General features: G+C 69.3%; 20 protein-coding genes. 9 read left to right on the top strand and 11 right to left on the bottom strand.

What is annotated here, in order from left to right; translation table 11 throughout:
* Positions 1–97 precede the first annotated feature (97 nt).
* Together radA and disA are read left to right on the top strand one after the other, a co-directional pair.
* Complete coding sequence (radA, locus tag OG963_RS25590) at positions 98–1,510, top strand: DNA repair protein RadA (RefSeq protein WP_030925349.1); 1,413 nt, start codon at positions 98–100, stop codon at positions 1,508–1,510.
* An 80-nt stretch (positions 1,511–1,590) separates the two neighbouring features.
* Complete coding sequence (disA, locus tag OG963_RS25585) at positions 1,591–2,715, top strand: DNA integrity scanning diadenylate cyclase DisA (protein ID WP_030972387.1); 1,125 nt, start codon at positions 1,591–1,593, stop codon at positions 2,713–2,715.
* A 207-nt stretch (positions 2,716–2,922) separates the two neighbouring features.
* Here the strand turns inward: disA and OG963_RS25580 are convergent, their stop codons facing one another.
* Positions 2,923–3,732, bottom strand: a complete 810-nt coding sequence (locus tag OG963_RS25580) for a hypothetical protein (RefSeq protein WP_371799484.1) — start codon at positions 3,730–3,732, stop codon at positions 2,923–2,925.
* Positions 3,733–4,570: 838 nt separating this feature from the next.
* Between OG963_RS25580 and OG963_RS25575 the strand changes: the two genes are divergently transcribed.
* The 5 genes from OG963_RS25575 to cseC all read left to right on the top strand — a co-directional run bounded on the left by OG963_RS25575 (position 4,571) and on the right by cseC (position 9,161).
* Positions 4,571–5,470, top strand: a complete 900-nt coding sequence (locus tag OG963_RS25575; protein ID WP_030925345.1) for an A/G-specific adenine glycosylase — start codon at positions 4,571–4,573, stop codon at positions 5,468–5,470.
* A gap of 176 nt (positions 5,471–5,646) precedes the next feature.
* Positions 5,647–6,297 (top strand): SigE family RNA polymerase sigma factor, encoded by a 651-nt coding sequence (locus tag OG963_RS25570; protein ID WP_030925343.1) that lies wholly within the window; start codon positions 5,647–5,649, stop codon positions 6,295–6,297.
* Positions 6,285–6,974, top strand: coding sequence for a hypothetical protein (locus OG963_RS25565; RefSeq protein WP_093777832.1), 690 nt, complete (start codon positions 6,285–6,287; stop codon positions 6,972–6,974). The genes OG963_RS25570 and OG963_RS25565 overlap by 13 nt, the downstream gene beginning before the upstream one ends.
* 79 nt (positions 6,975–7,053) lie before the next feature.
* Positions 7,054–7,758 carry a two-component system response regulator CseB gene (gene cseB / locus OG963_RS25560; RefSeq protein WP_030925339.1) on the top strand — a complete coding sequence of 235 codons (705 nt, stop codon included), beginning with the start codon at positions 7,054–7,056 and terminating at the stop codon, positions 7,756–7,758.
* Entirely contained in the window at positions 7,755–9,161 is a 1,407-nt protein-coding gene (cseC, locus tag OG963_RS25555) for a two-component system sensor histidine kinase CseC (protein WP_051878535.1), read from the top strand. Before cseB ends, cseC begins: the two co-directional genes overlap by 4 nt.
* Positions 9,162–9,265: 104 nt before the next feature.
* On the opposite strand, the gene OG963_RS25550 is transcribed toward cseC, so the two are convergent.
* Entirely contained in the window at positions 9,266–10,891 is a 1,626-nt protein-coding gene (locus tag OG963_RS25550) for an MDR family MFS transporter (protein ID WP_093777834.1), read from the bottom strand.
* A 124-nt stretch (positions 10,892–11,015) separates the two neighbouring features.
* Between OG963_RS25550 and OG963_RS25545 the strand changes: the two genes are divergently transcribed.
* Entirely contained in the window at positions 11,016–11,600 is a 585-nt protein-coding gene (locus OG963_RS25545; RefSeq protein ID WP_093777836.1) for a TetR/AcrR family transcriptional regulator, read from the top strand.
* A gap of 35 nt (positions 11,601–11,635) precedes the next feature.
* Here the strand turns inward: OG963_RS25545 and OG963_RS25540 are convergent, their stop codons facing one another.
* Together OG963_RS25540 and OG963_RS25535 are read right to left on the bottom strand one after the other, a co-directional pair.
* Positions 11,636–12,334: a M23 family metallopeptidase gene (locus tag OG963_RS25540; RefSeq protein WP_093777838.1), complete on the bottom strand. Its 699-nt coding sequence runs from the start codon at positions 12,332–12,334 to the stop codon at positions 11,636–11,638.
* 1,088 nt (positions 12,335–13,422) lie between these two features.
* Positions 13,423–15,951, bottom strand: coding sequence for an ATP-dependent Clp protease ATP-binding subunit (locus OG963_RS25535; RefSeq protein ID WP_093777840.1), 2,529 nt, complete (start codon positions 15,949–15,951; stop codon positions 13,423–13,425).
* A 430-nt stretch (positions 15,952–16,381) separates the two neighbouring features.
* On the opposite strand from OG963_RS25535, the gene OG963_RS25530 reads away from it, so the two are divergent.
* The gene (locus OG963_RS25530; protein WP_093777842.1) at positions 16,382–16,990 is read left to right on the top strand and encodes an SCO3374 family protein; all 609 of its coding nucleotides are present in this window, start codon (positions 16,382–16,384) and stop codon (positions 16,988–16,990) included.
* On the opposite strand, the gene OG963_RS25525 is transcribed toward OG963_RS25530, so the two are convergent.
* The 7 genes from OG963_RS25525 to nadC all read right to left on the bottom strand — a co-directional run bounded on the left by OG963_RS25525 (position 16,969) and on the right by nadC (position 21,383).
* Positions 16,969–17,304 carry an Lsr2 family protein gene (locus OG963_RS25525; RefSeq protein ID WP_030925324.1) on the bottom strand — a complete coding sequence of 112 codons (336 nt, stop codon included), beginning with the start codon at positions 17,302–17,304 and terminating at the stop codon, positions 16,969–16,971. The two genes, OG963_RS25530 and OG963_RS25525, sit on opposite strands and share 22 nt — an antisense overlap.
* 144 nt (positions 17,305–17,448) lie before the next feature.
* Positions 17,449–18,006, bottom strand: a complete 558-nt coding sequence (locus OG963_RS25520; protein WP_078852725.1) for an amino-acid N-acetyltransferase — start codon at positions 18,004–18,006, stop codon at positions 17,449–17,451.
* Positions 18,007–18,015: 9 nt separating this feature from the next.
* The gene (locus OG963_RS25515; RefSeq protein ID WP_093777844.1) at positions 18,016–18,432 is read right to left on the bottom strand and encodes a BlaI/MecI/CopY family transcriptional regulator; all 417 of its coding nucleotides are present in this window, start codon (positions 18,430–18,432) and stop codon (positions 18,016–18,018) included.
* Between the two features lie 143 nt (positions 18,433–18,575).
* Positions 18,576–18,755: a hypothetical protein gene (locus OG963_RS25510; RefSeq protein WP_093777846.1), complete on the bottom strand. Its 180-nt coding sequence runs from the start codon at positions 18,753–18,755 to the stop codon at positions 18,576–18,578.
* Positions 18,756–18,816: 61 nt separating this feature from the next.
* The gene (locus OG963_RS25505) at positions 18,817–19,404 is read right to left on the bottom strand and encodes a hypothetical protein (RefSeq protein ID WP_030925314.1); all 588 of its coding nucleotides are present in this window, start codon (positions 19,402–19,404) and stop codon (positions 18,817–18,819) included.
* Between the two features lie 138 nt (positions 19,405–19,542).
* Positions 19,543–20,340 carry a type III pantothenate kinase gene (locus OG963_RS25500; protein WP_030925312.1) on the bottom strand — a complete coding sequence of 266 codons (798 nt, stop codon included), beginning with the start codon at positions 20,338–20,340 and terminating at the stop codon, positions 19,543–19,545.
* A complete protein-coding gene (nadC, locus tag OG963_RS25495; protein WP_093777850.1) occupies positions 20,340–21,383 on the bottom strand; it encodes a carboxylating nicotinate-nucleotide diphosphorylase in 1,044 nt (347 codons plus the stop codon). Before nadC ends, OG963_RS25500 begins: the two co-directional genes overlap by 1 nt.
* Position 21,384: the final 1 nt, after the last annotated feature.

Raw genomic sequence — 21,384 nt, 5'->3', positions numbered from 1 at the left:
CCTCGCGCTTCCCCTCCCCACCCCCCACGGATCCCACCGCGAGCTCCCGCGTACCGCGCCGGGCGGCGTTGTCGGTCCTCACCTATACGGTGGCGCCATGGCTGCCCGTACAAAATCCGCGAAGGACCGGCCGTCCTACCGCTGCACCGAGTGCGGCTGGACGACCGCCAAGTGGCTCGGCCGATGCCCCGAATGCCAGGCGTGGGGAACGGTCGAGGAGTTCGGCGGCGCCCCTGCCGTGCGGACGACGGCGGCCGGCCGCGTCAGCTCGGCCGCACTCCCCATCGGCCAGGTCGACAGCCGGCAGGCAACCGCCCGGCCGACCGGGGTGGACGAGCTGGACCGGGTGCTCGGCGGCGGGCTGGTCCCCGGCGCCGTGGTGCTGCTCGCGGGCGAGCCGGGCGTCGGCAAGTCGACGCTCCTGCTGGATGTGGCCGCCAAGGCCGCCAGCGACGAGCACCGCACCCTCTATGTCACCGCGGAGGAGTCCGCGAGCCAGGTGCGGCTGCGTGCCGACCGGATCCGGGCGATCAACGACCACCTCTTCCTCGCCGCCGAGACCGACCTCTCCGCGGTCCTCGGCCATCTGGACGCGGTCAAGCCGTCCCTGCTCATCCTCGACTCCGTGCAGACCGTCGCCTCGCCCGAGATCGAAGGCGCACCCGGCGGGATGGCACAGGTCCGGGAGGTGGCCGGTGCACTCATCCGCGCCTCCAAGGAGCGTGGCATGTCCACGCTCCTGGTCGGCCATGTCACCAAGGACGGCGCGATCGCGGGGCCGCGACTGCTGGAGCACCTCGTCGATGTGGTGCTGTCCTTCGAGGGCGACCGGCATGCGCGCCTCCGGCTGGTCCGGGGCGTGAAGAACCGGTACGGGGCGACCGACGAGGTCGGCTGTTTCGAACTGCACGACGAGGGCATCACGGGCCTCGCCGACCCCTCCGGCCTCTTCCTCACCCGGCGCGACGAACCCGTGCCGGGCACCTGTCTGACGGTCACGCTGGAGGGGCGGCGCCCGCTCGTCGCCGAAGTGCAGGCGCTGACGGTCGATTCGCAGATCCCCTCACCGCGGCGCACCACCTCCGGCCTGGAGACCTCCCGGGTCTCGATGATGCTGGCGGTTCTGGAGCAGCGCGGCCGGATCAGCGCGCTCGGCAAACGGGACATCTACAGCGCCACGGTCGGCGGCGTGAAGCTTTCCGAACCCGCCGCGGACCTTGCGATCGCACTCGCGCTGGCCAGTGCGGCGAGCGACACACCACTGCCCAAGAACCTGGTGGCGATCGGCGAGGTGGGCCTTGCGGGCGAGGTCAGAAGGGTTACGGGGGTGCAGCGCAGACTGGCCGAAGCACACCGGCTGGGCTTCACCCACGCGCTGGTCCCGACCGACCCGGGGAAGGTCCCACCCGGTATGAAGGTCACGGAAGTCGCCAACATGGGCGACGCGCTGAGAGTGCTCCCGCGCCGGTCTCGTACAGAGCCCCCACAGGAGGCCGACGCACGCCGGTAGACTTTGCCCTGGTCTCGCCCGTCCGTACGAACGGTATGAGGGACATAAGGGCACCGCAAACCTGTGACCGGAGGAGTGCAGTGGCAGCCAGCGACCGGGCAGCATCGCCCGGAAAGTCCGGCCAAGGCACCGGTAATGAGGCGCTGATGCGCGCCTCGTTGAGCGCCGTCGCGCCCGGAATGGCCCTGCGGGACGGCCTGGAGCGCATCCTCCGCGGCAACACCGGCGGGCTGATCGTGCTCGGCATGGACAAGACCGTCGAGTCGATGTGCACCGGCGGCTTCGTGCTGGACGTGGAGTTCACCGCGACGCGGCTGCGCGAGCTGGCGAAGCTCGACGGGGCACTGATCCTCGACAAGGACATGACGAAGATCCTGCGGGCCGGCGTGCAGCTGGTCCCGGACGCCTCCATCCCCACCGAGGAGACCGGAACCCGCCACCGCACGGCGGACCGGGTCTCCAGGCAGTGCAACTTCCCGGTCGTCTCGGTCTCGCAGTCGATGCGTCTGATCGCGCTGTACGTGGACGGGGAGCGCCGGGTCCTGGAGGAGTCCGCCGCGATCCTCTCCCGGGCCAACCAGGCCCTCGCCACCCTGGAGCGATACAAGCTCCGCCTCGACGAGGTCGCGGGCACGCTCTCCGCGCTGGAGATCGAGGACCTGGTGACGGTGCGGGACGTGACGGCTGTCGCGCAACGTCTGGAGATGGTCCGCCGGATCGCGACCGAAATCGCCGAATACGTGGTGGAACTGGGCACCGACGGCCGGCTTCTCTCCCTCCAGCTCGACGAGTTGATCGCGGGAGTCGAGCCTGAGCGGGAACTGGTCGTGCGCGACTACGTGCCGGAGCCGACCGCCAAGCGGTCGCGTACGGTCGCGGAGGCGCTGACCGAGCTGGACGGGCTCTCGCACACCGAACTGCTCGAACTGCCGGTCGTGGCACGGGCCCTGGGGTACAGCGGCTCACCCGAGACCCTCGACTCGGCGGTCTCGCCCCGCGGTTTCCGGCTGCTGGCGAAGGTGCCGCGGCTGCCCGGGGCCATCATCGACCGGCTGGTGGAGTACTTCGGCGGACTGCAGAAGCTGCTCGCGGCGAGCGTCGACGACCTTCAGACGGTGGACGGAGTCGGCGAGGCACGGGCGCGCAGCGTGCGCGAAGGGCTGTCGCGACTGGCCGAGTCGTCGATTCTCGAGCGGTACGTCTAACGTCCTTCGTCTGGATCAGGCTGCATGATCCGAACGAGAAGCCCTAGGGATTCGCAGCGGTTGCGCAGAGCAGTACATGCCCTCGGGGCCCGGTCGGTGGACCGGGCCCCGAAGTACGTTTCGGACCGCGACCACGACCGTGATCGGCAGTGCCCGTGATTGCGAGGTGATCGCGCACCGGTCAGGAACTGCTCGGGCGGGCGCCGCTCAGTCCTTCGCGAGGACGAAGGAGGCGCGCTGCACAGGCTCGCCGGGAGCCTTCGCCTCGACGAGATACGTACCGGCCCCGGCAGCCCCCGCGGGCGGTGTCGCGCACTTCGGGGCGCTCTTCTTCCGGTCCCACTCCACGGTGTGGACGATGGTCGCGCCCGCCGGAACCTCCAGCAGCACGCTGCCCGCATTGCGCGGGCAGTCCTTGGAGGACCACACCTCGTCGTCGTCGCCACCGGCTTCGGTGACGGTCACCACCGCGCTCTTCGGCCCGAAGTCGGCCTTGCAGGCGCTGGAGGAGGTGTTCTTGGCGATCAGCTCGAACTTCGGGTTCTCGCCGGGGCCGTAGTTGAGCTTGGTGCGCAGGGTCAACTGCAGTGCGGAGGAAGTGCAGTCGGGGATCGAGGAGCCGGCCGGAACCTGCTGCCCCTCGCTTCCGCCACCGGACGCGCTGCCGGAACCCGATCCGGATCCGGCGTCGGCGCCGGAGCCACCGTCGGCGGTGCCGGCGGAGCCCTCGTCCGCGCCGCTGCCGCCGCCGCCGCCCGCACCGGAGTCGTCCGAATCGTCACGCCCGCCCGGTTGTTGGCTGATGGCCGGACCGGAACTGGCGGGTCCCGGAGTGATCGAGTGTGCGGGGCCGGACCCGTTGGGCCGGGAGTCGTCCATGTTCCCCTTGCCGCCACCGGAAGTGACGACCCATGCGATCAGCAGCGCGAGCAGCACGATCAGCATCGCCGCTACGGCCCTCCGTCGCCAATAGATGCTGGAGGGAAGCGGCCCGATCGGATTGCGCAGAGATCCCACGGCGCAAACTGTACGAGAGATCCGCGCCAACTCCCGCCCCACCCGCCGCTCTGATCCTCAAGTTTTGCGGATCATCATCATGCAGTGGCCTGTTCCGACCCCGACTTTCGTCAGGCGTGCCCCGTGATGGTCGCCCACCGTGACAACCCCACCCTGTTGCCTACGGTCTGTCACGTGAAGGAGTTCAACTCCCTTCTCCTTCCTGCACGGCGACGTCACCGATTTCGCACACGGCACGTGCGCGCAGCACGGATGCGGGAGCCCTGTCCCTGTCCCTGTCCCTGCTCGCGCCACTCGCGGCAGCCGTCGGCCACGACGCCGATGTGCCTCTCGAGTCGATCGTGGACGAGGACGTGCAAACCGTCCGGTCGTTGCTGCGGCGGCCTCACCGGTTCGGTGTCCGCCGACGGCGACCGATCGTTTCTCGTCAACCACGCGGCGGCGGCCGCGGCAGCCGCCTCTCTCGCGGCCTCCCGGCCGCGCACGGGCCCGGTTCACGGTGCCGGTGGTCTCGCCGGTCTCTGCCGGGTGTGTGCCTTCCGCACCATGCGGCGACGGGCCCGCTCGTGAGGGACCCGTCGCGGCGCGGGTGATCGCCCCGCTGTCCCGCCCGGCTCGGTCGCTCGCCCCGGTGGCAAGGAACGGCCAGGTGCCTCGCGCCCCGGATACCGGGCCCATGGGCGGACGGCCGAGTCCCTGCCGGGTCCGGATGAAGGCGCCGGCCGAGGCTCACTGTGGGGACAGACGGGTGGCATTATCACTCCATGGGCCCCCATGACGGGCGACACCCCCGCCGCCAAGACCGTTGCCTGCCCTTCCGTGCCAGGATCGGCTTGCGATGACTGCCATGACTGCGACACAGACGCCCACATCCCTCCACGCGCCCGTCATCGGGTGGTTCGACCAGCACGCCCGCGATCTGCCCTGGCGCCGCCCCGAAGCGGGTGCCTGGGGTGTGATGGTGAGCGAGTTCATGCTGCAGCAGACCCCCGTCAGCCGGGTCCTCCCGGTGTACGAACAGTGGCTGGCCCGCTGGCCGCGCCCCGCCGATCTGGCCGCCGAGCCGCCCGGTGAAGCGGTCCGCGCCTGGGGCCGGCTCGGCTACCCGCGGCGAGCGCTGCGCCTGCACGGAGCCGCGCAGGCAATAACTGAACGGCACGGCGGCGACGTACCGAGTGAGCACAGTCAGCTGCTCGCGCTGCCCGGGATCGGTGAGTACACGGCGGCGGCCGTGGCCTCGTTCGCTTACGGACAGCGCCATGCCGTACTCGATACGAACGTCCGCCGGGTGTTCGCCCGGGCCGCGACGGGCATCCAGTACCCGCCGAATGCGACCACCGCCGCCGAGCGGAAGCTCGCCCGCGCGCTCCTGCCCGACGAGGACGAACGGGCGGCCCGCTGGGCGGCCGCGACGATGGAACTCGGAGCGCTGGTCTGCACCGCCAAGAACGAGGACTGCACGCGGTGCCCGATCGCCACGCAGTGCGCCTGGCGGCTGGCCGGTAAGCCCGAGCATCAGGGGCCCCCGCGCCGCGGCCAGACCTATGCCGGTACCGACCGGCAGGTGCGCGGCCGGCTGCTCGCCGTGCTGCGCGAGGCGGTGGCCCCGGTTCCGCAGTCGGCGCTCGACGCCGTATGGGACGAGCCGGCGCAACGGGCCCGGGCGCTGGACGGCCTGGTCGCCGACGGCCTGGTCGAACCGCTTCCGGGCGGCCACTACCAACTGCCGCTGGGCTAGAAGCAGAAGGGGGGCTTCCACCCGCTGTTACACAACCGATGGACAGCCGTGCGTCGGTGTATGGCTGCTCTGCACAGCGCCGTGACAACCGCTCCGTAACGTCTCCGACCGTCAGCTCACGCGACCAGTGGCTGGCAGAGGTCAGACGGGGATCTACGGGGACGGAGGCGGTTGGAATGGCGCATGGCGAGGTGCTCGAATTCGAAGAGTACGTACGCACCCGGCAGGAGGCCCTGCTGCGCAGTGCGCGCCGCCTGGTCCCCGACCCGGTGGACGCGCAGGACCTGCTGCAGACCGCCCTGGCCCGGACGTACGGCCGCTGGGACGGCATCGCCGACAAGTCCCTCGCCGACGCCTATCTGCGCCGCGTCATGATCAACACGCGTACGGAGTGGTGGCGGGCCCGCAAGCTGGAGGAGGTTCCCACCGAGCAGCTGCCCGACGCAAGCGTCGAAGACGGCACCGAGCAGCGCGCCGACCGTGCTCTGCTGATGGACGTCCTGAGCGTGCTGGCTCCCAAGCAGCGCAGCGTGGTGGTGCTGCGACACTGGGAGCAGATGAGCACGGAGGAGACGGCCGCAGCGCTCGGGATGTCTGCCGGTACGGTGAAGAGCACGCTGCACCGGGCACTGGCGCGACTGCGCCAGGAGCTGGAGAGCCGCGAGGCGATGAGCAGGCAGGCCGCGATCCGTGAAGCCCAGGGCGGCACGGCGGGCGACCGGGCTCCGGCCGTCGGTGCTCCGGGGCGTGCGCGGGTACCGGCGCAGGGTCGCCGACAGGCGGACCGGCGGCATGAGGAACGGGGGCAGGAGCGGTGCGCGGCCTGACAGGCGGAAGCAGAACGACCGGCAGAGGCGGCGGTCTCACCGGCTGGGCGGCGGGCAGTACGGCAATGGCCGGGCTCGCCGCCCTCGGGCTGTTCACCGTCAGCTGCTCCACCGGTGGCACGGGAACCCGTGACGAGGGACCGGCGGGCACGCAGCCGGTCGCCCAGGTCACACCATCCGCCACCGCCCCACCCACGGGGAAGTCCGTGCGGCGGGTCGATGCCGTCCAGCTGGTCAAGCGGGACCCCAGGGTGAGCGAGCGGGTCAGGACGGACCTGAAACCCTGCACGGGGCACGAGTACCCGGTCGACGCCTCGTACGGCACGCTGACCGGCGGCTCGTCGGCGGACGTCGTGGTGAATGTGATGACCTGCGGCGACTCGGTAGGGGTCGGCACCTACGTGTATCGCGCGCGGAGCGACGGCACGTACCAGAACGTCTTCACCACTGAGCAGCCTGCGGTCTACGGCACCATCGACCGGGGTGACCTGGTGGTGACGACGCAGGTGTACGAGAAGAAGGACGCGGTCGCCTATCCGTCCGGCGACGAGGTGGTCACGTACCGCTGGTCCGGCAACCGGTTCAACGAGCACGACCGGGTGCACAACGACTTCAACAGAGCTGTCGGCAACGGCGAAGCGGAGTTCCCGGAGCCTGCCGATCCGACGACGAACTGAGACCGCCGAAGGACCGAGACCGGCGCGAACGAGCCGGCGAAGAGCCGCCAACCCGAGAAGCGAGAGCTGAGAGCAGTCGATGGCCGAGACCCACGTCCTGTTCGTCGAGGACGACGATGTCATCCGTGAGGCCACCCAGCTGGCGCTGGAGCGGGACGGATTCGTGGTCACCGCGATGCCCGACGGCCTCTCCGGCCTGGAGGCGTTCCGGGCCCACCGGCCGGACATCGCGCTGCTCGACGTGATGGTGCCGGGCCTGGACGGCGTCAGTCTGTGCCGGCGCATCCGGGACGAGTCGACGGTTCCGGTGATCATGCTGTCGGCCCGCGCCGACTCGATCGACGTGGTGCTCGGTCTGGAGGCCGGCGCCGACGACTACGTGACCAAGCCTTTCGACGGCGCCGTGCTGGTCGCCAGGATCCGCGCCGTGCTGCGTCGCTTCGGTCATGCATCGGGCGGACAGCCGGGCGGTACGGAGACGGAGACGCAGCCCGTCGGCGGCGTGCTGGTCTTCGGTGATCTGGAGGTCGACACCGAGGGCATGGAGGTACGCAAGGGCGGCGAGCAGGTGGCACTCACCCCGACCGAGATGCGGCTGCTGCTGGAGTTCTCGTCCGCGCCCGGCACAGTGCTCTCCCGCGACAAGCTGCTCGAACGGGTCTGGGACTACGGATGGGGCGGCGACACCCGGGTCGTGGACGTCCATGTGCAGCGGCTGCGCACCAAGATCGGACAGGACAGGATCGAGACGGTCCGCGGCTTCGGCTACAAGCTCAAGGCATGACGCGGCCGGCTCTGCGGACAGGTGTCCGCTGGAAGATCAGCATCGCGATCGCGGCGGTCGGCGCGTTGATCGCGGTCGCGCTGAGCCTCGTCGTCCACAACGCCGCCCGCGTCTCGATGCTGGAGAACGCCCGTGAGGTCCAGCTGGAGCGGCTGACCTACGCGCAGCTGCTGTACGAGGCGACGAAGACGAAGAAGGCCGACCCCAAGTTCGGCGCCAAGCTCAACGACCCGACGATGCCGGAGAGCCTGCGCGCGGAGACCCGCAGGAACCGGCGCGCCACGCATGTCGACGAGTACGCGAACGGGGTGCCCGATGTGTGGGCGGCCGTGCCGTTGGCCAACGGTGACGTGCTGTCGCTGCACACCCGCTTCGCCAACCGCAGCGCCACGATCATGGGCGATCTCGACCGCGCTCTGATCATCGGCTCCGTCTCGGTGGTCTTCGGCGGCTGCGCGCTCGGCGTACTCATCGGCGGCCAGCTGTCGCGCCGCCTGCGCAAGGCGGCAGCCGCGGCCGGGAAGGTCGCGCAGGGCAATACGGAGGTGCGGGTCAGGGACGCCATCGGCGGCGTCATCCGGGACGAGACCGACGACCTGGCCCGTGCGGTGGACGCCCTCACGGACGCGCTGAACGAACGGATCGAGGCGGAGCGCCGGGTCACCGCGGACATCGCGCACGAGCTGCGCACACCCGTGACCGGGCTGTTGACGGCGGCCGAGCTCCTGCCGCCGGGCCGCCCCACCGAGCTCGTACGGGACAGAGCACAGGCGATGCGCACACTCGTCGAGGACGTGCTCGAGGTGGCCAGGCTGGACAGTGCGTCGGAGCGGGCCGAGCTGCAGGAGATCGCGCTCGGCGAGTTCGTCAGCCGGCGGGTCGCTCTGCTGGACCCGGATGTGCGGGTCCAGGTGGTGCACGAGTCGTGGGTCAACACCGATCCGCGCAGGCTGGAGCGCATTCTCGGCAATCTGCTGGGCAACGCTGCCAAGCACGGTTCCACTCCGGTGGAGGTCACGGTCGAGGGCCGGGTGGTGCGCGTCCGCGATCACGGGCCCGGCTTCCCGGAGGCGTTGCTGCGTGAGGGCCCGAGCAGGTTCCGTACCGGAAGCAGCGACCGCGCCGGGCACGGGCACGGCCTGGGGCTGACCATCGCCGCCGGTCAGGCCCGGGTCCTCGGCGCCCGGCTGACCTTCCGGAACGCGGCGCCGCAGGGCGCGGCGGAGGGGGCCGGCGGGGCGATCGCCGTGCTGTGGCTGCCGGAGCACGCCCCGACGAACACGGGCAGCTTCCCCATCCTTCAGCTCGCCGAACAGCGCAGGGCGGCCGAGGCCGAACCGGGGGACACGGACGGTCGGGGGGCGAACGCCGCGTCGAAGGACGGTACACAGTTCGGTGGCTGAGGTGGGCTGAGCCCGGGTGAGCTGGGCGAGAACGACGGCAAGGCCCCTGGGGTGCGCGGATCGCGCGCCCCAGGGGCCTTGCCGTCGTTGCCAGGTCGGCCGGATCAGACGGTCTCGCTCCGCCTGGCGTCGGTGCCGGCGTCCGCTACGACCTCCGCCTTGGCCTCCGGCCCGGCTCCGCGCAGCGGCACCTCCTTGACGAACACCGCCGCCAGCAGCGCGATCACGCCGACCGAAGCACCGACCAGGAAGGCGATGTGGGTCCCGGACGAGACCGCGAACTGGTACGCCTCACGCACCGGGTCCGGCAGCTTCGCCAGGCTCGCCGCGTCCAGCTGCGCGGACCTCGCGGTGGCCGCTCCGCCGCCGCGGGCAGCCATCTCGTCCTGCACACGTCCGGTGAACAGCGCCCCCATGATCGCGACACCGAAGGAGCTGCCGAGCGTCCGGAAGAGGGTGGTCGCGGAGGAGGCGACGCCCATGTCCTTCAACTCGACGCTGTTCTGCGCGACGAGCATGGTGATCTGCATCAGGAAGCCCATGCCCGCGCCGAGCACCGCCATGTAGACGCCGGAGGTGAAGCGGGTGGTGCCGGTGTCCATCTGCGAGAGCAGAAACAGACCGGCCACCATCAGGACGGAGCCGATGATGGGGAAGATCTTGTACTTTCCGGTGCTGGTGGTGACCCGTCCGGCGATCAGCGAGACGATCATCATCGACAGCAGCATCGGCAGGAGCAGGAGTCCGGAGTTGGTCGCGGACGCGCCCTGGACGGACTGCTGGAACAGCGGCAGGAAGAGCACCGCGCCGAACATCACGAAGCCGGACATGAAGCCGACGAGGGACATCAGCGTGAAGTTGCGGTTGCGGAAGATGTGCAGCGGAATGATCGGTTCTGCGGCCTTCGTCTCGACGAAGAGGAAGCCGACGAGGGAGACGACGCCGATCGCGGCGAGCTCCATGATCACGGCGGAGCCCCAGGCGTACTCCGAACCGCCCCAGGTGGTGACCAGCACGATCGCGGTGATGCCGAGAGTCAGCAGCCCGGCTCCGAGGTAGTCGACCTTCGCCTTGGTGCGCTCCTTGTTCGGCAGGTGCAGCACGGCGGTGACCATGGCGAGGGCGACCGCACCCAGCGGCAGGTTGATGTAGAAGCTCCAGCGCCAGCCGAGGTGGTCGGTGATGGTGCCGCCGACCAGCGGTCCGCCGATCATCGCGATCGCCATCACACCGGCCATCAGGCCCTGGTACTTGCCACGCTCACGGGGCGGCACCAAGTCGCCGATGATCGCCATGACGCCGACCATCAGGCCGCCCGCACCGAGTCCCTGGATCGCCCGGAAGCCGATCAGCTGACCCATGTCCTGGGCCATTCCACTCAGTACGGAGCCGATCAGGAAGACCACGATGGACGTGAGGAAGATGCCCTTGCGTCCGTACATGTCGCCGAGCTTGCCCCAGATCGGGGTGGAGGCCGCGGTGGCCAGGGTGTACGCGGTGACGACCCAGGACAGATGCTCCAGACCGCCGAGGTCGCCGACGATGGTCGGCATTGCGGTGCCGACGATCAGGTTGTCGAGCATGGCCAGCAGCATCGTGATCATCAGGGCGAGCATCACCACCCGGACGCTGCGCTGCCGCGGCTCGGGTGCGGTCGCCGACGCGTCGGCGACCTTGTCGGCCGGTCTGCCGCCCGCCTTCCCGCCTGCCGCCTTCTTCAGGTCCGCCATGATCCCCAACTCCCTGATCCCCTGCGCCCCGGCCACTTACTTGCCGCCCGGCTAGTTGACTACACTGGGGACAGTAGAACCCGTAACTAGCCGGGCGTCAAGTAAGTTTTTTTGGGAGAGCACCATGGGCAGCACGCAGCAGCCACGCCGGGGCAACACGCGCCAGCGCATCCAGGACGTCGCCCTGGAGCTCTTCGCCGAGCAGGGCTACGAGAAGACCTCGCTCCGCGAGATCTCCGAGAAGCTGGACGTCACCAAGGCGGCGCTGTACTACCACTTCAAGACCAAGGAAGACATCCTCGTCAGCATCTTCGACGACCTCAACCGGCCCGTCGAGAAGCTGATCGCCTGGGGCAAGGAGCAGCCGCGCACCCTGGAGACGAAGAAGGAGCTGCTGGTCCGTTACAGCGACGCACTGATCGACGCCGCCCCGTTGTTCCGCTTCATGCAGGAGAACCAGGCGGCCGTGCGCGATCTCAGTGTCGGGGAGACCTCGAAGAAGCGGCTCATGGAGCTGCTCGATCTGCTCAAGGACCCCGACGCCGCCCTCGCCGACCAGGTCCGTTGCGTCAGCGCGCTCGTCTCGATGCACGCCGGGATGTTCTTCCTCAAGGACGTCGACGGCGACGTCGAGGACAAGCGCGAGGCCGTCCTCGAAGTCGCCGTCGGCCTGGTCACCCAAGCCCACAGCCCGGGCCCCGCGGAGTAGCGGGGCCCGGGCTGCGGGGAGTGCGTCCGGTCGGGTCAGACCGTGACGCCCTGCTTGTTCAGGAAGGCGACCGGGTTGACCGCGGAACCGTAGTTGGCGGTGGTCCGGATCTCGAAGTGCAGGTGCGGGCCGCTGGAGTTGCCGGTGTTACCGGACAGGGCGATCTGCTGCCCCTTCTCCACCGACTGGCCGATGTGCACGTCGATCCTCGACAGGTGGGCGTACTGCGAGTACATGCCGTTGTCGTGCTTGATCACGATGGCGTTGCCGTACGCGGGGCCGTCACCGCCACCGTTCGGACCGGCCTTCACGACGACGCCGCCGTGCGCGGCCTCGACCTTGGTGCCGATCGGCACGGCGAAGTCCTGGCCGGAGTGCTTGTGGGCCCAGCGCGAGCCGTCGTTGCCGAAGCTGGCGCTCAGCTGGTACTGGCTGACCGGCGCCTCCCAGGAGGTCGCCAGGCGAGCGGCCTTCTTCGCCTCGGCAGCCTTCTTGGCCACCGTCTCCTTGGCGGCCTGGGCCGCCTTGCCCTGCACGGTCGCCTGCTTGGCGACCGACTTGGCCGCGGCATTGACCAGGCTCGGCGTGTCGGGGGTGCTCGCCGCCGCACCGGCTGCGAACGCAGCGCCCGCACCGAGAACCATCGTCGTCCCCAGGCCGGCTGCCACGACGGCGCCACGAACACGGGACACGGACGGGCGGCGGGAGTGCTGGAACGTAGCGCGCTTCGACATATGCGGAGATCCTCCGGAGGTGAGTCGTCCCGGCTTGTCCGCCGGGCTGGCTATCCCTTGGTAACCCGGACCCCCAGCAATGCTCAAACACCCCATCTACGAACAAAAGCCGTAGTCGACGCGGCGGGAATCCACTCCCGCGAGCCCCACACCACCCACTCCACACCCCGTCGGATCTCTTCGACCGGGCAAGGTTTAACCCCAGTTCCAAACCGCGCTAAACGGACATTGCCTAGTGTTCCAGGCATCCCGCACCTCTGCGCCGAAGGTCCCGGTCACCCCCGGGGCCGAGGTCCCTCCCGCGCTCGCGGCCACGTCCCCTAAGCCGCCTAGTAGGCCCCGAAAGGGCTGTGCGCCTTGTCACCCGTGGTGGGACCAAGGCCTGTCCGATTCAGGACCTTCGGCCCGCCCCCCGTCGACGCCTACCGGCAGGAGCCGGTCTCACCGGCCCCGCCGCCGGCGTGGGCCTCCAGTACCGCCCGGATACCGCGCTGTGCTGGTCCACGAGGGCGGTCCCGCCCGGTGTCGAGGGCCCTCGACACCGGGGACGGCCCGTTTCGGCGCGGTGAAGCCGTACAGCGCGGGCCCGGCGGCCGGAGACCGGTGACGGCGGGCGTCCGGCTCAGAACGGCGAAAAGGGCCGCCGGCGGAGCGGGGGTGCGTACGCAGAGCGGCGTGCAAGGGCCGCCAAGTCGGGCGGCGCGTCAGGGCCGCCCAGTCGCCGAGACCGCTCCATGGGGCGTCCTGTGAGGCACAGGCGTCCGTGAGGCCCGGAACCGGCCGGCTCCGCCCCGGCCGTGCACGAGGAGCTCCCCGGCCCGCACTCGGGCACGTGCGAGAGCATCACCTGGCACAGGGCGGGAGGGAGGTGGTCGGCCTCAAGGCAGGAAGAGGCGAAGCGGTCGGATCCCACGCCGCTCCAGGTGCTGCCCGGCCTCGATGTCGAGGACACCGATGGCCAAGTCCTCGGCGCCGACAGCCCCCGCATCGCCCACTGCTCCCGGACCGCACACGAAAAGGGGCTGCCCCGGAACCGTACGGAACGGTCCGGGGCAGCCCCTTCACATGCTCAGACGCTCGGCGCGTCCTTACGCGTCCTTCGTCAGGTTCGGGCCGGCGCCGCCTGCCGCCTGCTCGATCGGCGGGACGTCGGGCAGTGCCGACTTCTCCTCGCCGCGGAAGGTGAACTTCTTGTCCTCACCCTCGCCCTCGGTGCCCACGACCACGATGTGACCGGGACGCAGCTCACCGAAGAGGATCTTCTCGGAGAGGATGTCCTCGATCTCGCGCTGGATCGTCCGGCGCAGCGGCCGGGCGCCCATCACGGGGTCGTAGCCCTTCTTCGCCAGGAGCGACTTGGCCTCCGCGCTGAGCTCGATGCCCATGTCGCGGTCCTTCAGGCGCTCGTCCACCTTGGCGATCATGAGGTCGACGATCTGGATGATGTCTTCCTCGGTCAGCTGGTGGAACACGACCGTGTCGTCGACACGGTTGAGGAACTCGGGCCGGAAGTGCTGCTTGAGCTCTTCGTTGACCTTGTTCTTCATCCGCTCGTAACCGGTCTTGACGTCGCCCTGGGCGGCGAAGCCCAGGTTGAAGCCCTTGGAGATGTCCCGGGTCCCGAGGTTGGTCGTCATGATGATGACCGTGTTCTTGAAGTCCACGACCCGGCCCTGGGAGTCGGTCAGGCGACCGTCTTCCAGAATCTGGAGCAGGGAATTGAAGATATCGGGGTGGGCCTTCTCGACCTCGTCGAAGAGGACGACGGAGAACGGCTTGCGGCGCACCTTCTCGGTGAGCTGGCCGCCCTCTTCGTAACCCACGTAACCGGGGGGAGAACCGAAGAGGCGGGAAACCGTGTGCTTCTCGCTGAACTCCGACATGTCGAGGGAGATCAGCGCATCCTCGTCACCGAAGAGGAATTCGGCGAGCGTCTTGGAGAGCTCGGTCTTACCGACACCGGACGGACCGGCGAAGATGAACGAGCCACCGGGGCGCTTCGGGTCCTTCAGACCGGCTCGCGTACGACGGATCGCCTGCGAGAGGGCCTTGATGGCGTCCTTCTGGCCGATGACGCGCTTGTGGAGCTCGTCCTCCATGCGCAGCAGACGGGAGGACTCCTCCTCCGTCAGCTTGAAGACCGGGATGCCGGTGGCCGTGGCCAGGACCTCGGCGATCAGCTCGCCGTCGACCTCGGCGACGACGTCCATGTCGCCGGCCTTCCACTCCTTCTCCCGCTTGGTCTTCGCCGCCAGCAGCTGCTTCTCCTTGTCGCGGAGAGACGCTGCCTTCTCGAAGTCCTGGGAGTCGATGGCCGACTCCTTGTCGCGGCGGACGCCCGCGATCTTCTCGTCGAACTCGCGGAGGTCCGGCGGCGCGGTCATCCGGCGGATACGCATCCGGGAACCGGCCTCGTCGATCAGGTCGATCGCCTTGTCCGGCAGGAAGCGGTCCGAGATGTAGCGGTCGGCCAGCGTCGCGGCCTGGACCAGCGCCTCGTCCGTGATGGACACGCGGTGGTGGGCCTCGTAGCGGTCGCGCAGACCCTTGAGGATCTCGATGGTGTGCGGCAGCGACGGCTCCGCGACCTGGATGGGCTGGAAGCGCCGCTCGAGGGCCGCGTCCTTCTCCAGGTGCTTGCGGTACTCGTCGAGCGTCGTCGCACCGATCGTCTGGAGCTCGCCTCGCGCCAGCATGGGCTTGAGGATGCTTGCCGCGTCGATCGCGCCCTCGGCGGCGCCCGCACCCACCAGGGTGTGGAGCTCGTCGATGAACAGGATGATGTCGCCGCGGGTGCGGATCTCCTTGAGGACCTTCTTCAGGCGCTCCTCGAAGTCACCGCGGTAGCGGGAGCCGGCGACCAGCGCGCCGAGGTCGAGGGTGTAGAGGTGCTTGTCCTTGAGGGTCTCGGGCACCTCGCCCTTGACGATGGCCTGCGCCAGGCCCTCGACGACCGCCGTCTTGCCGACGCCGGGCTCGCCGATGAGAACCGGGTTGTTCTTGGTACGGCGGGACAGCACCTGCATGACCCGCTCGATCTCCTTCTCGCGCCCGATGACCGGGTCGAGCTTGGATTCGCGAGCGGCCTGGGTGAGGTTCCGGCCGAACTGGTCGAGCACCAGGGACGTGGAGGGCGTGCCCTCCGCGGGGCCGCCCGCAGTGGCCGCCTCCTTGCCTCCCGAGTACCCGGAGAGCAGCTGGATGACCTGCTGCCGCACGCGGTTCAGGTCGGCGCCCAGCTTCACGAGGACCTGGGCGGCGACGCCCTCGCCCTCGCGGATCAGGCCGAGCAGGATGTGCTCGGTACCGATGTAGTTGTGGCCGAGCTGAAGAGCCTCGCGGAGCGACAGCTCCAGGACCTTCTTGGCTCGCGGAGTGAAGGGGATGTGTCCGGACGGGGCCTGCTGGCCCTGACCGATGATCTCCTCCACCTGCTGGCGGACCGCCTCGAGCGAAATCCCGAGGCTCTCCAGGGCCTTAGCGGCGACACCCTCACCCTCGTGGATAAGGCCCAGGAGGATGTGCTCGGTGCCGATGTAGTTGTGGTTGAGCATCCGGGCTTCTTCCTGAGCCAGGACGACAACCCGCCGCGCGCGGTCGGTGAACCTCTCGAACATCGTTAATCGCTCCTCAGAGCGGTCAGGCAGTAAGGGGTCGGTCCCCTCCCTGTCCTTCCGCAGCTTAGTCCCGCAAGCGGGGACCGCTCATTCCAACTGCCGACACCCGTCCTTGGCCTCCTGCCCCGAACGCCGACAACTGCTCCAACCCGATGGTGCGAGACGATGTTCCCGCAGGCCAGGCAGATACCCCTATCGCCAGTACGCCGACGGCGAACGTGAGACGTCTCGGCCTGCGTGTCGCCCCTCCCCACTAGGGATGTCTTACCCGCAATTACAGACAGTCCATGCGGCGCACGCCGGTTCCCTCCGCTACGGGCGAACATCCTTGCGCTGCAAAATGCGCTCGTGCGCCCTCCATCCCGGACACGCTGCGCACGCAATCGGGAGCTCTGCGTAACTCTTGGGCTCTGTCGGCAGTTCTTCCGGCATGGCCCTCACCGTCCCGCCTCCGCGCTCGCCGCTCGCCGACGACGGCCATGGCGACCATGCGCAGTGGTACGAGCGCGAGCTCGGCTGGGCGACGGCGGGCACCGCTCCGGTCCGGTTGCTGACCGGGCTGCGATTCGACGTCCTGGAACTGCCTGCGGTCGCGGGTCACGCTGCGCTGCGGCGGGTGGGACGCACCGGGCCGGTGACAGTGACCGGGCAGACGATGGGGCTGTTGGTGGCCCCGGGGAGCGCCGACGAGCTGCCGGGGCTGCTCGACTGGCTGGAGTGGGGCGGGGTGGCCCTCACGCTGACCGCCGTCGGGACGGGCGGGCGGATCATCGCGCCGGCACCTCCCGGCCGGGCGGCCGGCTCGCCGGGGGCCGCCGTATGGCTGCGGCCCCCCGAGTTGCGGCACGAGGGGGAGTCGGGGCTCCCGGCCCTCGCCGGCCTCGGGAGCAGGGGTGGGGATGCTCCCGATCTCGTACGGCTCGTGGACGCGATGGCAACGGAATGCCACCGGGCCCGGTTGACGCGTGCCGGGACAGGATGGCCGGCATCGGGATGCACGGCCGATCAGTCGACAGCTCAGCCGTTGGCCTTCTCGTAAGCCTCGCGGATCTCTGCCGGAACACGACCGCGGTCATTCACATTGTGACCGTTCTCGCGCGCCCACTTACGGATCTCGGCGGTGTCCTTGTTGCCACCGGGAACGGCGCGGACCTTGCCACGACCGGCCGCGGCACGGCCACCGGTGCGTCGGCCACCCTTGGTGTACGGCTCAAGAAGACCACGGAGCTTGTCCGCGTTGGTCGTGGTGAGGTCAATCTCGTACGTCTTGCCATCCAGAGCGAACGTCACTGTCTCGTCCGCCTCGCCACCGTCGAGGTCATCGACAAGAAGGACCTGAACCTTCTGTGCCACCGGATTTCCTTTCATCGAAAATGCAGTACGCGGAAAGGAAACCGCTTTTCTCCGGAAAACACAAACCCCTGGGAGAGGTTCAGGAGTGCAAGAACACGGGAAACATGCGCGATTCGGACATAGGGTTCCGTGTTCTTCCGGCGGTCACAGGTGCAGAAGCATCCGACTGTTGCCCAAGGTGTTCGGCTTCACTCGTTCGAGACCGAGGAACTCTGCTACGCCCTCATCATAGGAACGCAGCAGCTCGCTGTAGACATCTGTGTCGACCGGCGTCTCTCCGATCTCCACGAAGCCGTGCTTGGCGAAGAAGTCGACTTCGAAGGTGAGACAGAAAACCCGGCGCACACCCAGCCAGCGAGCGGTCTGCAACAGCTTGTCCAGTACTTGATGCCCCACTCCGACACCCTTGATGCTGTGATCGACCGCGAGAGTACGGACTTCGGCGAGGTCTTCCCACATCACATGGAGTGCACCGCAGCCGATGACCCGGGCATCCGCGTCGCGTTCCGCGATCCAGAACTCCTGGATGTCCTCGTAAAGCGTCACCGTCGCTTTGTCGAGCAGGATGCCTTCGCGTACGTACCCGTCGAGGAGACGACGGACCGAGGGCACATCGCTCGTCCTGGCGCGGCGGACAGTGATGGCTGCGTTTATAACCGACGGTTCGGTACGGAAATCTGTATGCGGAAGCTCTGAGGACATGCCCCGACGCTATCGCTCGGCCTCCGGGCCCGCGTCATCAGCCGGGTGATCACCGACCTCCGGGACCTCCGGGGATACGATCCGCATCGCATCGCGGAGAGCTTCGCGCTGCTCGGCGGACATCATGCCGAAGAAGGCGACAAGAGCGGCGGCCGGGTTGTCGCTGTGCGACCAGGCTTCGTTCATCAGCGCGGCCGAGTAGGCGGCGCGGGTGGAGACCGCCGTATATCGATATGCGCGGCCCTCTACTTCCCTGCGCACCCAGCCCTTCTGATGGAGATTGTCCATTACCGTCATGACGGTCGTGTACGCGATGGACCGTTCCTGCTGAAGGTCCTCAAGGACTTCCCGCACGGTGACCGGACGGTTCCATTGCCAGACCCGCGTCATCACGGCGTCTTCCAGCTCTCCCAATTGGCGGGGCACAGCGTCACCATAGTGCTAGATGTCAGGAATGGCAGGTTATTTACACAGCAAAAGGGCGTACGGCTCATGATGAGCCGTACGCCCTTCGCTCGATACAGTGCGATGCGGTCCGGTGCCGTGCAGTGGCAGCCCGCGAGGTGCGGTCAGACCCCGTCGGTCCGCGGGGACTTCTGCAACGCTTCGGCGCGGCTGAGCGCCGAGTCCACCGCCGCGTCCTCCTTGGCCTTGTTGGGGCCGCCCTGGCTCTTGACGATCGTCACGACGAGACCGATGAAGAAGGCGGCCATCACCACGGGGGGCACGAGCGCGGATACGTAGTCCATGGCGTCCAGAGTAGCGAGCCCGGCACGGACTTCCGCGTGCCCCCTCCGCCGTCCGGCGTGGCTACCCCGCGGCGCGCTGCTGCGCGGGCGGTGCCGGCGGGGCCGGGCGGCGGGGCGGGAAGACCTCCGAGGGCTTCGGCGCCGGGCGCTCGGGCGTTGGCACCGGACGGGGCGGGGCCGGCGGGGTCTTCGGCCGTTCGGGTTCGGCGGCCGCTGCCCGGCCGCCCGGCAACGCCAGCAGCCTGCTGCGCGGGGCGGGGGCCGTCGCGGGTACGGCGCGGCCGGCGAGCCGGGCCCGTACCGACCGCTCGGCGAGTACCTGGCAGCGCTCCAGGAGTGCTGCCGCGACCGGTCTGCAGCGCTGGAGGCGCAGTGCGGCCAGATCCTCCGGGCGGGGGTCGTAACCGGCGGCCAGGGCGTCCTGGAGCAGTTCCAGATAGCCGGTGGCGGAGCCGGGAAGGGCGTCTCGGTAGCGGGCGAGGTCGGCGAGGAGGAACGCGCGCAGCCGTCCTGCCTCGCCGGCCACCTCGTCGACGGAGCCCGCAAGACGCAGGCAGTCCTGGACATCGTCGTCGGGCAGGGGCGCGGGGTGGAGGGCGTTGGCGAGGGCGCGTCGGAGCACTCGCAGCTCGTCCGCGCTGAACGCCATACCGCCGCGTGATCCGTAAGGCGTGGGCATAACGCGACAATACGTGCTAAATGGACAAAATCGGCTTAGCTGGCCGACGGCGGCGCGGCGGCGGCCGTCCCGCCGCCGCGTCGTTCCCGCAGGTGCCCGGTGCTCCGCCTACATCCGGGCCACGTTGCGCTCGTACACCAGACGCAGGCCGATGAGCGTGAGCCAGGGCTCGTGCTCGTCGATCACGGAGGACTCGCCCAACACCATCGGAGCAAGGCCGCCGGTCGCAATGACGGTGACGTCGTCCGGGTCGGCCGCCAGCTCCTTCTTCATGCGTTCGACGACGCCGTCGACCTGACCCGCGAAGCCGTACACGATGCCCGCCTGCATGGCCTCGACCGTGTTCTTGCCGATCACGCTGCGCGGCCGGGCCAGCTCGATCTTGCGGAGCTGGGCGCCCTTGACGCCGAGCGCCTCGACCGAGATCTCGATGCCGGGCGCGATGACCCCGCCCGCGTACTCGCCGCGGGCGGAGACCGCATCGAAGGTGGTGGCGGTGCCGAAGTCGACGACGATGGCCGGGCCGCCGTAGAGCTCGACGGCGGCGACCGAGTTGATGATGCGGTCCGCACCGACCTCCTTCGGGTTGTCCACCAGGATCGGCACGCCCGTCTTGATGCCCGGCTCCACGAGCACGGCAGGGACGTCCCCGTAGTAACGGCGGGTGACCTCGCGCAGCTCGTGCAGCACCGCCGGGACGGTGGCGCAGATCGCTATGCCCTCGATGCCATCGCCCAGCTCCTCGCCGAGCAGCGGGTGCATGCCCATCAGGCCGTTGAGCAGCACCGCGAGCTCGTCCGCGGTACGCCGGGCGTCGGTGGAGATGCGCCAGTGCTCGACGATCTCCTCACCGTCGAACAGACCCAGGACGGTATGGGTGTTGCCGACGTCGATGGTGAGCAGCATCAGGCGCCGGCCCCGTCGGTGTCGCGGAAGTCCAGGCCGATGTCGAGGATCGGTGAGGAGTGGGTGAGCGCACCGACGGCGAGGTAGTCGACGCCGGCGTCGGCGTAGGCACGGGCGCTGTCGAGGGTGAGACGACCGGACGACTCCAGGGCCGCGCGGCCGCCGACGACCGCTACGGCCTCCTCGGTCTCGGCCGGGGTGAAGTTGTCCAGCAGGATCAGGTCGGCGCCCGCCGCCAGGACCTCGTGGACCTGGTCCAGGGTGTCGACCTCGACCTCGATCGGTACGTCCGGGAACTCGTCCCGCACCCGCTTGAACGCCTCGGCGACACCGCCCGCCGCGATGACGTGGTTGTCCTTGACCAGCGCGGCGTCGGAGAGCGACATCCGGTGGTTGACGCCGCCGCCACAGCGCACCGCGTACTTCTCCAGGGCGCGCAGCCCCGGAGTGGTCTTGCGGGTGTCGCGGACCTTGGCCTTCGTACCTTCGAGCACGTCGGCCCAGGCGCGGGTCGCGGTCGCGATGCCGGAGAGCCTGCAGAGCAGGTTGAGCGCGCTGCGCTCGCCGGTGAGCAGGTCGCGGGTGCGGGTGGTGACCGTGAGCAGCTTCTGGCCGGGGACGACGCGGTCGCCGTCCTCGACATGGCGCTCGACCTCGAACTCGGCCGTGCAGACGATGGACAGGACGGCCTCGGCGACCCGCAGACCTGCGACGACACCGGACTCACGGGCGGTGAAGTCACCGGTGGCCATGGCCTCCTCGGAGACCGTCGCGACGGTCGTGACGTCCACGCCGTGATCGAGGTCCTCCTCGATGGCGACGTGCGCGATGTCCTCGACCTGAACGGGATCGAGGCCCGCGTCGGCGAGGAGCTGGGCGAGGTCGGGGTCGAGGCCGCACTCCAGCGGGTCCAGCTCGTAGTCGTCGTCCCCGCCGCAGCCGCAGGCGTCCCCGCAGCCGCCCGCGGACGGTGCGGGCGCGCCGATCTGGATCAGCGGTACGTCCACGGGTGTGGGGCGCGGATTCTCTTCGGGCGTGCTCACG

This window comes from Streptomyces sp. NBC_01707, assembly GCF_041438805.1.
Classification (GTDB): domain Bacteria; phylum Actinomycetota; class Actinomycetes; order Streptomycetales; family Streptomycetaceae; genus Streptomyces.
This window is presented reverse-complemented; position numbering and strand designations above follow the sequence as displayed.

What these genes read in the sequence shown, in the direction of transcription:
- OG963_RS25510 (WP_093777846.1), bottom strand. Translation starts at nt 18,755, where the DNA reads ATGGACTACGTATCCGCGCTCGTGCCCCCCGTGGTGATGGCCGCCTTC.
- cseB (WP_030925339.1), top strand. Translation starts at nt 7,054, where the DNA reads ATGGCCGAGACCCACGTCCTGTTCGTCGAGGACGACGATGTCATCCGT.
- OG963_RS25545 (WP_093777836.1), top strand. Translation starts at nt 11,016, where the DNA reads ATGGGCAGCACGCAGCAGCCACGCCGGGGCAACACGCGCCAGCGCATC.
- OG963_RS25520 (WP_078852725.1), bottom strand. Translation starts at nt 18,006, where the DNA reads ATGTCCTCAGAGCTTCCGCATACAGATTTCCGTACCGAACCGTCGGTT.
- radA (WP_030925349.1), top strand. Translation starts at nt 98, where the DNA reads ATGGCTGCCCGTACAAAATCCGCGAAGGACCGGCCGTCCTACCGCTGC.
- OG963_RS25505 (WP_030925314.1), bottom strand. Translation starts at nt 19,404, where the DNA reads ATGGCGTTCAGCGCGGACGAGCTGCGAGTGCTCCGACGCGCCCTCGCC.
- OG963_RS25575 (WP_030925345.1), top strand. Translation starts at nt 4,571, where the DNA reads ATGACTGCCATGACTGCGACACAGACGCCCACATCCCTCCACGCGCCC.
- OG963_RS25550 (WP_093777834.1), bottom strand. Translation starts at nt 10,891, where the DNA reads ATGGCGGACCTGAAGAAGGCGGCAGGCGGGAAGGCGGGCGGCAGACCG.
- OG963_RS25535 (WP_093777840.1), bottom strand. Translation starts at nt 15,951, where the DNA reads ATGTTCGAGAGGTTCACCGACCGCGCGCGGCGGGTTGTCGTCCTGGCT.
- OG963_RS25500 (WP_030925312.1), bottom strand. Translation starts at nt 20,340, where the DNA reads ATGCTGCTCACCATCGACGTCGGCAACACCCATACCGTCCTGGGTCTG.
- OG963_RS25570 (WP_030925343.1), top strand. Translation starts at nt 5,647, where the DNA reads ATGGCGCATGGCGAGGTGCTCGAATTCGAAGAGTACGTACGCACCCGG.
- OG963_RS25530 (WP_093777842.1), top strand. Translation starts at nt 16,382, where the DNA reads ATGGCCCTCACCGTCCCGCCTCCGCGCTCGCCGCTCGCCGACGACGGC.
- OG963_RS25540 (WP_093777838.1), bottom strand. Translation starts at nt 12,334, where the DNA reads ATGTCGAAGCGCGCTACGTTCCAGCACTCCCGCCGCCCGTCCGTGTCC.
- cseC (WP_051878535.1), top strand. Translation starts at nt 7,755, where the DNA reads ATGACGCGGCCGGCTCTGCGGACAGGTGTCCGCTGGAAGATCAGCATC.